8 protein-coding genes are annotated in these 12296 nt (G+C 66.7%); 4 read left to right on the top strand and 4 right to left on the bottom strand.

The annotated features are described in order from the left end of the window. Nucleotides 1–18: 18 nt before the first annotated feature. From AC5I49_RS19140 to aqpZ, 3 genes are all read right to left on the bottom strand, one after another. Nucleotides 19–699 (bottom strand): Fe2+-dependent dioxygenase, encoded by a 681-nt coding sequence (locus AC5I49_RS19140; protein ID WP_046986753.1) that lies wholly within the window; start codon nucleotides 697–699, stop codon nucleotides 19–21. Nucleotides 700–832: 133 nt separating this feature from the next. Next, nucleotides 833–3058, bottom strand: coding sequence for a TonB-dependent receptor (locus tag AC5I49_RS19135; RefSeq protein ID WP_495789740.1), 2226 nt, complete (start codon nucleotides 3056–3058; stop codon nucleotides 833–835). A 239-nt stretch (nucleotides 3059–3297) separates the two neighbouring features. Then, complete coding sequence (gene aqpZ, locus AC5I49_RS19130; protein ID WP_016446578.1) at nucleotides 3298–4002, bottom strand: aquaporin Z; 705 nt, start codon at nucleotides 4000–4002, stop codon at nucleotides 3298–3300. Between the two features lie 243 nt (nucleotides 4003–4245). Here aqpZ and htpG point away from each other — a divergent pair, with 243 nt between their 5' ends. The 4 genes from htpG (at nucleotide 4246) to AC5I49_RS19110 (ending at nucleotide 11633) form a co-directional block, all read left to right on the top strand. Next, nucleotides 4246–6192: a molecular chaperone HtpG gene (gene htpG / locus AC5I49_RS19125; protein ID WP_495789739.1), complete on the top strand. Its 1947-nt coding sequence runs from the start codon at nucleotides 4246–4248 to the stop codon at nucleotides 6190–6192. A gap of 365 nt (nucleotides 6193–6557) precedes the next feature. Continuing rightward, nucleotides 6558–10166: an IPTL-CTERM sorting domain-containing protein gene (locus AC5I49_RS19120; protein ID WP_046986754.1), complete on the top strand. Its 3609-nt coding sequence runs from the start codon at nucleotides 6558–6560 to the stop codon at nucleotides 10164–10166. A gap of 149 nt (nucleotides 10167–10315) precedes the next feature. After that, nucleotides 10316–10867, top strand: a complete 552-nt coding sequence (gene xrtH, locus AC5I49_RS19115; protein WP_034366861.1) for an exosortase H — start codon at nucleotides 10316–10318, stop codon at nucleotides 10865–10867. Nucleotides 10868–10877: 10 nt separating this feature from the next. Further along, complete coding sequence (locus tag AC5I49_RS19110) at nucleotides 10878–11633, top strand: exosortase H-associated membrane protein (RefSeq protein ID WP_012203109.1); 756 nt, start codon at nucleotides 10878–10880, stop codon at nucleotides 11631–11633. Nucleotides 11634–11652: 19 nt separating this feature from the next. On the opposite strand, the gene ureG is transcribed toward AC5I49_RS19110, so the two are convergent. Further along, complete coding sequence (gene ureG, locus AC5I49_RS19105) at nucleotides 11653–12294, bottom strand: urease accessory protein UreG (RefSeq protein WP_016446573.1); 642 nt, start codon at nucleotides 12292–12294, stop codon at nucleotides 11653–11655. Between the last annotated feature and the right edge of the window lie 2 nt (nucleotides 12295–12296).

Below are 12296 nucleotides of genomic sequence, written 5' to 3'. Positions count from 1 at the left end.
TGCCTGGCGGCTGTGCCACTAGGCCTGCGACCACATCCGCAACAGGTTGTGGTACGTGCCGGACAGCGCGGATAGGGCGGGGTCGCCCGGGTGGCGCAGCGTCAACTGCTGGATCTGCTGGTCCAGGTCGAACAGGAGGCGGCGCTTCTCGTCCGAGGCCACGAGGCTGTGGGTCCAGAAGAAGCTGGCGTAGCGCGTGCCGCGCGTGACGGGGTTGACGCGGTGCAGGCTGGTGCCGGGGTAGACGATGGCGTCGCCTGCGGCCAGCTTCACGCTCTGGTGGCCGAAGGTGTCTTCCACGACCAGCTCGCCGCCTTCGTATTCGTCGGGCTCGCTGAGGAATACGGTGGTGGAGACATCGCTGCGCACCTTGATGGCCGTGCCGGGGATGGTGAAGATGGCATTGTCTATGTGGTTGCCGTAGGTGCCGCCGCCTTCGTAGCGGTTGAAGCGCGGCGGCAGCACCTTCAGCGGCAGCGTGGCCGACATGAACAGCGCGCTGGCCCCCAGTCTGTCGAGGATGAGGTTGCCTATCGCCTGGCCGGCCTGGCTGTCCAGCGGCAGCTGCAGGTTGGCCTTGACCTGGGCCGCCAGGGGGCCGGCCGTGGCGCGGCCGTCCTGCCACGGGGCCTGCTCCAGCGCCTGGCGGCACTGGCGCACTTCGTCGGGGCTGAGCAGGGCGGGTATGCGGAGCATCATGGCATGCGGTCCTCAGGGGCGGAATCAATGAGTGTCCCGCAAAAAAGCCCCGCAGGCGGCGATGGCCTGCGGGGCTTTGCGGTGATCTGCGCAGCGTCAAGCCGCTGCGCGTTCGCCCGGGGCGATCAGCAGATCAGTACGTCCACTTGAGCGAGGCCACGGCCGAGCGGCCTGCCGCCATGGTCGCGTAGTGGGGCGAACGCACGCCGCTGTAGTAGACCTTGTCGCCCAGGTTGTACAGGTTCAGCTGCACGGTCAGATTGCGGTCGATCTGGTAGGCCACCATGGCGTCGTAGCGTGCATAGCCGCTGGCGCCCTTGGTGACGATGCCGCCATCCACGGTGGAGCGGATGTAGCTCTGGTTCACGCTGCTCTGGGCATAGATGCCCAGGCCCACGGTCAGCTTGGCCATGGGCTTGTAGCTGGTCCACAGGCTGAAGCTGTGCTTGGGCGTGTTGGGGAAGGGCTGGCCGTTGGCCACGTTGCCTGCGCCTGCGTTCTTCTGCTCGCTGTCCATGTAGGTGTAGCCGCCGAAGACGCTCAGGCCCGGCAGCACGCTGCCCGTGAAGCCCAGCTCCACGCCGTTGACCACCTTGTTGCCGCCCATGTAGGTGACGCCGTTTTCGGTGATGCGCGCATTGGTCACGTCGTTGCGGAACAGCGCGGCGGTCAGCGCCAGGCGCTTTTCCATCAGGTCCCACTTGGTGCCCAGCTCGAGCGAGCGGGTCTTCTCGGGCGCCAGGTTGGCCAGCTGGTCGGTGGAGATGCCCAGGTCCTCGTTGCCGTTGCCCAGCATGGAGCCGCCGGGGCGCGAGGAGGTGCCGAGGCTGGCGTAGATGCTGCCGTTGGTGGCCGGCTTGTAGACCAGGCCCAGCTGGTAGTTGAAAAGCGTGTCCGAACGGCTCAGGTCATAGGCCGGCGTGTTGCGGCCGGCGGGGCCGGAGGCGCTGAGCTTGTAGTGGTCCAGGCGCAGGCCGGCGTTGAGCAGCCACCGGTCGTTGAACTTGAGCGTGTCGAAACCGTACAGCGCCACGGTGTCGATCTTGTTGTGGCTGGGGTCGCCCAGGGTGACGGGCAGGTTCCACAGCGGGCTGCTGTCCGGGTTGTTCAGCGAGGCGCACCACAGGCTGGCGGCCGTGCAGGTGGTGTTGGTGGTCTGCAGCGCGGCGGTGCGGGACTCGGCCTTTTCCTTGGACAGCTCCAGGCCGAAGGCGTAGCTGTGGCCCACGCTGCCGGTCTGTGCCTTGCCCGTGAATTCCGACAGGTTCTGCAGCGTCTTGATGTCGGCCACGCGTGCATTGCCGCGGCGGAACACATAGCCATTGACGACATTGCCCTTGCTGTCGTCGGGCTGGGTCCACAGGTAGTCCTGTTCGGACTTGCTGTAGCGCAGGCTGTTGCGGAACTTGTTCGTGTCGGTGAACTTGTGCTCCACGGTGGCCGTGAACAGGTCGCTCTTTTCCTTCTCGTAGTCGCGGCTGGTCAGGCCGTACCAGTTGTCGCGGTTGCTGCCGTAGGTGGGACGCACCACGCTGCCGCCGGGCAGTCCGGCGGCCGCCGTGCTGGTGTACAGGTAGGGCACGCCGCCATCGGGAATGTTGTCGGTCTGCAGGTGCTGCCAGGACAGCGATACCTCGGTGGGCGTGCCCATGCCGAAGGTCACCGTGGGGGCGATGCCCCAGCGCTTGTTCTCGGGGCCGCTGCGGCCGGGAACGTCGGCGTCGTGCACCATGGCGTTCAGGCGCAGGCCCACGCCTTCGCCCAGCACGCGGTTGGCGTCGATGGTGGCGCGCCGGTAGCTGTCCGTGCCCAGGCCCACGTCGCCGCTGATGAAGTTCTCGTTCCTGGCCTTCTTGGTCACCAGGTTGATGGAGCCGCCAGCGCCGCCACGGCCTGCATAGGCCGAATCGGCACCCTTGATGACCTCCACCGATTCCAGGTTGAACACTTCGCGCGTACCGGCCGCAATGTCGCGCATGCCGTCCACGAAGGTGCTGGCCTGGGCATCCATGCCGCGGATGAAGGGCTGGTCACCCGAGGGGTTGCCGCCTTCGCCGTTGCCGAAGGTGATGCCGGGCGTGGACCGCAGGGCTTCCTGCAGGCTGGTCGCGCCGATCTGCTTGATGATTTCCTCGTTGATGACCTGCACCGTCTTGGGCGTGTCCACCAGCGGGGCCGTGAACTTGGCCGAGGAGGCGTTGTCGGTCTTCACGGGCGCTTCGGTCGAAGACGTCACGTTCACGGTGCCCAGCGTGGTGCTGGCCTGCGCAAAGGCCGGGGTGCCAGCAAGGCACAGGGCAGCGGCAAGGGCCAGCTGGGTGAGGTTCGCGGGGGGGAGGATTTGTTGGATTTTGCTCATGTTCACTCCGATGAAAGCCCGCGGATTGTTATTGCGAATCACTAGTGTTCGGTTTCTGCTTCGTAAAGTTGGCCTGTTTGCCCTGGGTAAAAGTCCTTCGCGTTGCCGCCATGCAACAAACGAAAACCGTGTTTCACCACAGGTCCAATGAAAACGCGGCTGCTGCCGGACAAAAAAAAGGCGGCTGTCGCCAGCCGCCGGGGTTTGCTGCGGGGCGCCTGCTGCGCCCATGCCTGGCCTTACTCGTCGGCCGGATTGGACAGCAGGGCCTTGTAGATCACGGCGCCGATCAGCGCGCCCACGATGGGGGCCACCCAGAACAGCCACAGTTGCGAGACGGCGATCTCGGGACCGAACAGGGCCGGGCCCGTGCTGCGCGCGGGATTGACCGAGGTGTTGGTCACGGGAATCGAGATCAGGTGGATCAGCGTCAGGCACAGGCCGATGGCCAGCCCGCCAAAGCCGGCTGCCGCGCGCTTGGCCGTGGCGCCCAGGATGACCAGGATGAAGAAGGCCGTCATCACCACCTCGGTGACCAGGGCAGCCGTCATGCCGTAGCCGCCCGGCGAATGCGTGCCGAAGCCGTTGGTGGCAAAGCCGCCGATGTCGGCACCGGCCTTGCCCGTGGCGATCACGTAGAGAATGCCTGCGCCCGTGATGGCGCCCAGCACCTGGGACACGACGTAGCCCGGCAGCTCGCTCCAGGCAAAGCGCCCGCCCATGGCCAGGCCCACGGAGACGGCAGGGTTGAAGTGCCCGCCCGAGATGGGGCCGAAGGCATAGGCGCCGGTGACCACCGTCAGGCCGAAGGCCAGCGAGACGCCGACCAGGCCGATGCCCACCTGCGGGAAGGCGGCGGCCAGCACGGCCGCACCGCAGCCGCCCAGGGTCAGCCACAGGGTTCCGAGGAATTCTGCGGACCATTTTTGAACAGAGCTGTGCATGGGAAATCTCCTGAAACAGGCCCGCCGCTGCGCCCGGGCCCTGCGCGCACTGCCCGCCGAATGGCGGAAAGTGGCGCAGTTATAGCGCTGCGCCTGGCCTGCCGAGAGGGCAAGAAAGTGAACAATCGTCCAGAGCCTGCATCGCCACAGGGGCGGCGGGCTCTTGAAATTGCATCCGCCGACCCGAGATGAGGGCTGATTTTTTCCCTGTTGTGAACCCATAGGACATAGGACACTGTCTGCATGAGCAAGCAAACCCATTCTTTTCAGGCCGAAGTTGCACAGCTGCTGCACCTGGTCACGCATTCGCTGTATTCCAACCCCGAGATCTTCCTGCGCGAGCTGGTCTCCAACGCATCGGACGCCTGCGACAAGCTGCGCTTCGAGGCGCTGAACAATGCCGCGCTGTATGAAGACCAGCCCAACCTGGAAGTGCGCGTGTCCTTCGACGCCGCCGCCAAGACGCTGACCATTGCCGACACCGGCATCGGCATGAGCGAGCAGGAAGCCATCGACAACCTGGGCACCATCGCCAAGAGCGGCACCAAGGCCTTCATGGAAAAGCTGTCGGGCGACCAGAAGTCGGACTCGCAGCTCATCGGCCAGTTCGGCGTGGGCTTTTACTCGGGCTACATCGTGGCCGACAAGATCACCGTGGAGACACGCCGCGCGGGCCTGCCGGCCGCCGAAGGCGTGCGCTGGACCAGCGGCGGCACGGGCGAGTTCGAGGTCGAGCAGATCGAGCGCCCCCAGCGCGGCACCAGCATCACGCTGCACCTGCGCCCCGAGGCCGAGGAGTTCCTCAATGCCTGGAAGATCAAGCAGGTCATCGGCAAGTACTCCGACCACATCAGCCTGCCCATCCTCATGGAAAAGGAGGAATGGAAGGACGGTGAGAACGACCAGCCCGGCGCCATGGTCAGGACCGGCGAGTGGGAGACCATCAACAAGGCCAGCGCGCTGTGGACGCGTCCCAAGAAGGACATCACGGCCGAGCAGTACCAGGACTTCTACAAGGCCATCAGCCACGACTTCGAGAACCCGCTGACCTGGAGCCACAACCGCGTGGAGGGCAACACCGAGTACACGCAGCTGCTGTTCATTCCGGCCAAGGCACCGTTCGATCTCTACAACCGCGACAAGAAGGCCGGCGTCAAGCTCTACGTCAAGCGCGTCTTCATCATGGATGACGCCGAGGCGCTGATGCCCGGCTACCTGCGCTTCGTCAAGGGCGTGATCGACTCGGCCGATCTGCCGCTGAACGTCAGCCGCGAGCTGCTGCAGGAAAGCCGCGACGTGCGCCTGATCCGCGACGGCTCCACCAAGCGCGTGCTGTCCATGCTGGAAGACCTGGCCAAGCACGATCGCCACGAGGCCGGCGAAGGCACGGACGGCGTCACCGACGTGGTCAGCGAAGAGGACAAGGCCAAGGAAGGCAAGTACAGCCAGTTCTACGCCGAGTTCGGCGCCGTGCTCAAGGAAGGCCTGGGCGAGGACTTCGCCAACAAGGAACGCATCGCCAAGCTGCTGCGCTTTGCCTCCACCAGCCAGGAAGACGCCATGGTCTCGCTGGCCGACTACAAGGCCCGCATGAAGGAAGGCCAGGACGCGATCTACTACATCACGGCCGACTCCCTGACGGCAGCGCGCAACAGCCCGCAGCTCGAAGTCTTCCGCAAGAAGGGCATCGAAGTGCTGCTGATGGCCGACCGCGTGGACGAATGGGCCATGGGCTACCTGACCGACTTCGACGGCACGCCGCTGCAGTCCGTGGCCAAGGGCGCCGTGGACCTGGGCAAGCTGCAGGACGAAGAGGAAAAGAAGGCCGCCGAGGAAGCGGCCGAAGCCTTCAAGCCCCTGCTGGCCAAGCTCAAGGAGGCGCTCAAGGACAAGGCCGAGGACGTGCGCGTGTCCACGCGCCTGGTCGACTCGCCGGCCTGCCTGGTGGTGCAGGACGGCGGCATGAGCCTGCAGCTGGCGCGCCTGCTCAAGCAGGCCGGCCAGCAGGCGCCGGACGCCCGCCCCGTGCTGGAGGTCAACCCCGAGCATCCGCTGGTCAAGAAGCTGGACGGATCGGTGCATTTCCATGACCTGGCCAACATCCTTTTCGACCAGGCCGTGCTGGCCGAAGGCGGCATGCCCGAGGACCCGGCCGCCTACGTCAAGCGCGTGAACGCTCTTCTCGCGTGAGTTCCTCACAAGGATCGCCCAGGCGCATTCCATAGGCCTCAGTGCCTGCTCACTGTCGTGCCAGCGCACGGCAGACAAGCCTTCCAAGCCGGTGCCAGCCAAGCTGCCACCGGCTTTTTCACGTCTGCAATCCGTGAGGAAAACCGGTAGTCGTCGGTGGACTCACGGAAAACTCACAAATTCTTCTAAATACTCACTTTTGTCAAAAATTCCAGATCATATTTACTTTTGGTAATAAAGAACCATCATGCCTCCCTTTGGTGCGTCCGGTTGTCGGCTTTTTGACAGAGCTGTTCCAGCCGGGCAACCCGTGCGTCAGTGCCTGCGGCATTCGGCGCTGTCAACGAAGCAAAAGAGAGGTTTGTATGGCTTTCACGAGAAAGGGCTGGCTGGCGCGTGCGCTGCTGTCCGGCGGCTTGCTGGCAACAGCGGCTGCCGTGGCGGCGCCGGCCGATACCGACATCCTGGTCAACCAGGATGGTCTCTATGACGGACAGGACGCATCGGCAGGGCCTGCCGGCGGCACCTTCACCTATGTGGCCAAGGTCAGGCACAACAACATCGGTCCCGACGCCGTAGGCGTCACCCTGACCGAGGTGCTGCCCGTGGGCGCCGTGTTCCAGGGCTACAGCAGCAGCCCGGGCGGCATCACCTGCACGGCACCCGCGGCCGGCACGGTGCTCACCGCAGGCAACAACACGCTGGTCTGCAACATCGGCAACCTTGCGCCCACCGATGGCTTCAAGTCCGTGGGCTTCGAGGTCATCCTGCCGACCGTCGGCACCAACTGGCGCGCCGTGGCCAGCGCGCGCATGGCATCGCCCGACTACGACAACGACCAGAACAACACGCAGCTGGACCGCAACTTCACCACCACCGAGGCCGCCGATCTGGCCATCGCGATGGCGGCTCCCGCCAGCGTCGCCAACGGCGGCGCCTTCCAGTACGTCATCGACGTGCAGAACAAGGGCCCGTCCGAGGTCCCCGCCGGTGGCCGTACCGTGGTGCGTTTCCCCGTGCCCAACGGCGCCGTGGTCACGGGCGTGCCCTCAGGCAGCGGCTGGAGCTGTACGCCGGCCTCGGGCTATCCGCTGATCTCGGGCGAGCTCAACTGCACGCGCGGCGGCCCGGTGCTGCCAGGCGCCGTGCTGCCAGCCATCACCGTGCCGGCCATCGCCAACATGAGCGGCACCATTGCCGGCGCTGCCAGCGTCAAGGGCTACAAGGACGCCAGCACGGAGATGCCCGACGGCCAGTCCGGCAACAACACCGCCAGCGCCGCCGTGGTCTCCAGCGGCAGCGAGTTCGTGGATGTCTCGCTGCGCAAGCAGGTGGCGCCTACAGTGCTGGATGCGCTGCAGGCGACCGAGGTCACCTACACGCTGCAGCCGCGCCGCGAAGGCGGCTCCCTCGTGCCGCGCGATCTCACCGTCACCGACACCCTGCCGGCCGGCGTGACCTTCACGGGCTTCGACGGCAGCACGGCGCCCTGGAACTGCGGCCACAACAGCGGCACCATCACCTGCACCCATGCGGGCGAGTACCCGGTGGCCGGCTACGCCAACATGCAGGCCATCCGCTTCAAGGCCAGCGTGGCTGCGGGCGGGACACCCGGCACGCAGCTGGTCAACCAGGGCGTGATCGGTGTGGCACCCGGCCTCAACGAGCCCAATACGACCAACAACACGGCCAGCGCGGCCGTGGACTTCAGCAACGATGCGCGGCTGAGGCTGGCCAAGGCCGGCCCTGGCCGCCCGGTGCTGGCAGGCCAGGAGTTCGAGTACACGATCACGGTGACCAACACCGGCCCCATGCCCGTGCTGCCGAATCAGCAGATCACCGTGACCGACAACCCCGCAGACGGCCGCATGGCCATCGTCAGCATGTCCGGTGCGGGCACCGGCGCGGGGGAATGGACCTGCACCACCCTGAGCTGCACCTCGACCGCGGGCCTGGCCGTGGGCGCCAGCCGCCAGATCAAGGTCAGGGCCAAGGTCACGCTGGCTTCGGGCCATCTGGACTTCACCAACAACGCCTCCGCTGGCGTGATCGGCCGGGACAATGCATCGGCCACCACCTCCGCGACCGTCACCGTGTCTGCCGACAAGGTGGATGTGGGCATCGTCAAGAGCGTGGTCAGCCCCGTGCCGCCGGCTGCCATCAAGAGCGGTGAGGAGGTCACCTACCAGCTGGTGGTGAAGAACCACTCGGCCAGCACGACGGTGACGAATGTCCGCGTGCGCGACGCGCTGCAGTCCCTGGTCAAGCAGACCGACGGCGTGCGCATCGTGGGCGGCAACCCGGTGGACGAGGCCGGCAATCCCGTGCCGTACACCTACCCGGGCGGCGGCTTTGTCTCCAGCCGCATCGTCTCCGGGGCCAACGCCAGCTGCGGCACGCCCACGGGCGGCGTCAACAGCGAGACGCGCGATCTGACCTGCGACATCACCTCCATGGCCCCGGAGGCCGAGGTGGTGATCGAGGTCAAGATCCGCCCCAAGCGCGCCACCACCGGCACCTATGCCAACGCGGCCTCGGCCCAGTCCCTGGACATCCATGACGCCGATCCCGGCAACGATTCCTCGACGGCCAGCATCACCGTGCAGGCCATCGCGGAAATTGCGGCGCAAAAGCAGGTCTCGCCCAAGGTGGCGGCTGCGGGCGAGCCGCTGACCTATACGGTCACGGTGCCCAACTACGGCCCCTCGTCGGCCGCCAATGTCACGCTCAAGGACGTGCTGCCTGCAGACGCCATCTTCATCGGCACGCCCACGGTCTCCGGCGGCGGCACCTGCACTCCGGCTGCCACCGATGGCGTGCAGGGCGGAACGCTGGAGTGCGCCTGGGCCAATCCGCTGCCCACAGGCGCGCAGTACACCGTGACCTACAAGATGCGCTCGCGCGGCGATCTGGCGGCTGACACGGAGATCCTCAACACGGTCGCCGTGGACACCGCCACCGAGGAACTGACCAAGGCCAACAACCAGGCCGAGGCCAAGGCCCGGCTCAAGCGTGCCGAGCTGGATGTGAACATCAGCATGCGCCACACGGCGGACGGCCTGGTGCTGGGTGAGGACACCGAATACACCATCACGGTGACCAACTCCGGCCCCTCCTACGCCACCCAGGTGGTCGTGACCGACAAGTTCCCCGCATCGGGCTCCACGGCCACCTTCAGCTACCAGAACGGCCTGGCGCTGGCCGGCATTCCCGGCGCCTCCGCATCCTGGTGCGGCGTGCAGCCGGCGCTGAACGCGACCAGCGGGCCTCTGCAGTGCACCATCCCCTCGCTGGCGCCGGGCCAGAGCATGACCATCAAGTTCAAGATGCGCGCCCAGACCCTGCCCGACAAGGCATCGGGCGGCACCATCTACCACGAGGCCTCGGTCAAGCCCTTCGAGACGGAATGGCTGAGCAATGGCGGCGATGTGATCGTCAACAACACCACCACCGACCGGACCTCCACCAGCCGCCAGGGCAATGCCGTGGACCTGGGGATCGGCAAGCAGGGCCCCGCCGGCCCGCTGGACGATGGCGACACGGCCAGCTACACGCTGACCGTCACCAACTACGGCCGCGATCCGCAGTCGCCCGCGGGCGGCTCGGTGACCGACGTGCTGCCCGCAGGGCTGGAGTTCGTCTCGGCCTCGGCAGGCTGCAGCTATGCCAGCGGCACGCGCACCGTGACCTGCAGCGTGCCGCAGCTGGCCCAGGGCGGCACGGCCGTCTTCACGCTGGAGACCAAGCTGGACAAGCCCTACAAGGGCGCCCGCCCGCTGGTCAACTCGGCAACGGTCTCGGTGCCCGGTGACGGCAATCCCGACAACGACAAGAGCACGACCACCACGCCGCTCAAGCCGGGGCCGGGCGGCACGGCCAGCATTCCCACGCTGTCGCAGTGGGGCCTGATGCTGATGTCGTCCCTGCTGGCGCTGATGGCGCTGGGGACCATGCGCAGGCGCGAGCGTCGGTGATGCGCCCGTGACGACAAGGGCCGGTGGCGTGATTCACGCACCGGCCTTTGTCGTCTTTGAGCGGTCCGAAGATAATGCGAGCCTATAGAGGGACACTGTTTCGCAACCGCCAGGTCGCAAGCCCGGCAACCAACACTCCAAGACCTGCCATGCTGCGTTTCTTTCTGATCTTTCTGGCCATCCAGCTGACGATGTTCGGGCTGAACCTGCTCAGTTGGGTGCAGCAGCACATCGTGCTGCCCTGGACGGCCTTCCTGGCGCACATCTGCGCCTCGCTGGTGACCTGGTTCGACAGCACGGCCTCGGCCACGGGCAAGGTGCTGTGGAACACGGCCACGGGCTTCGGCGTCTCCATCGAGGCCGGCTGCAACGGCCTGGAGGCCTACATCGTGCTGTTTGCCGCCGTGATGGCCTTCCCCTCGTCATGGCGCCAGAAGCTGGTGGGCCTGCTGGCCGGCTTCGTGGCCGTGCAGGCCATCAACGTGCTGCGCGTCATCAGCCTGTTCTACCTGGGCCAGTGGAGCACCACGGCCTTCAACTTCGCGCATGAGTACCTCTGGCAAGCGCTGATCATGCTGGACGTGCTGGTGTTCTGGCTGCTGTGGGTGCGCTGGAGCGGCCGCAAGGCGCCGTCGCACGATGACGGCGGCCAGCCGCCGCTGCCGCCTGCCGCTGCAGCTTCCGCCGCCGTGGCCGCCTGAGGAGCAGGCCATGATCGGACGCAATCCCATCTCGCGCTTCGCGGCCCTGGCCATGGGCGGCATCGTGGTGCTGACCCTGGCCTGGACGCTGGCGGCCGGCTGGCTGGCCGTGCCGGTGTCCGGCATGAGCAAGTGGGTGCTGGAGAACGCCGCCAACGGCTGGGTGCAGCGCGTGGACCTGGAGACGCCCCGCAACCTGGTCGTCAATTCCTCGGTCCAGGTATCGAACGAGCAGACCGGCTGGCGCCGCGCCGAGGCCATCGTCGAGGTCGATCCCGCCCGCTACGGCTACGGCCTGCCGGTGCTGGTGGCCATGCTGCTGGCGGCCTGGGGGCCGGGCCGGTGGTGGCGCATCCTGGTGGGGTATGTGGCGCTGCTGCCCTTGCAGACCTTCAGCGTGGTCTCGCAGGTGCTGATGCAGCTGTGCCTTGCGGCCCGGCTTGACCTCAACGTGCTGGGCATACAGACATGGCAGCTGGAGGCCATCGTCTACGCCTACCAGATGGGCGGGCTGATGGTGCCCACGCTGTGCCCGGTGCTGCTGTGGCTGGCGCTGGACATGGGCTTTGTGCGCCGCGTGCTGCTGCCGGCCTGGAACCGCAGCCGGGCGCCTGCCGCCGCGCCCCAGCCCATGGTGGCGCCCAAGCCCTCGGCCTGGCGCCAGACCGATGGCGCCGCCACCTCCACCGGCCACCCGCTGGTGTCCTCCAGCAGCGCAGCCACCCTGCCCAAGGCCAAGGCCACCAGCGGCACGCCGCAGCGCTGAAGGCCGTGCGCGGCCGTCTTCAGGCCTGAGCGGGCATGGGCGGCAGCAGGCCGCGCTCGGTGATGAAGTCGATCACCTCGCGCAGGCCCTTGCCGCTTTTCACGCTGCCCATCACATAGGGCTTGTGGGCGCGCATGCGCTGCGTGTCGGCTTCCATGATGGACAGGTTGGCGCCCACGTAGGGCGCCAGGTCGGTCTTGTTGACCACCAGCAGATCGCTCTTGGTGATGCCGGGGCCGCCCTTGCGCGGAATCTTCTCGCCGCCGGCCACGTCGATCACGTAGATGGTCAGGTCCGACAGCTCGGGGCTGAAGGTGGCGGCCAGGTTGTCGCCGCCGCTTTCGATGAAGACGATGTCCGCCTCGGGGAACTGGCGCAGCATGCGGTCCACGGCCTCGAGGTTGATGGAGGCGTCCTCGCGGATGGCCGTGTGCGGGCAGCCGCCGGTCTCCACGCCCATGATGCGCTCGGGCGGCAGGGCCTCGGCCACCGTCAGCAGGCGCTGGTCTTCCTTGGTGTAGATGTCGTTGGTGATGACCACCAGGTCGTAGTGGGCGCGCATGGCCTTGCACAGCATCTCCAGCAGCGTGGTCTTGCCGGAGCCGACCGGGCCGCCGATGCCGACGCGCAGCGGGGGGAGTTTCTTGGTGCGGGTGTTCATGG

The sequence above is a fragment of the Delftia sp. genome (assembly GCF_059499305.1).
The sequence above is the reverse complement of the archived record's forward strand: the minus strand, read 5'-3'. Positions and strand labels throughout refer to the sequence as shown.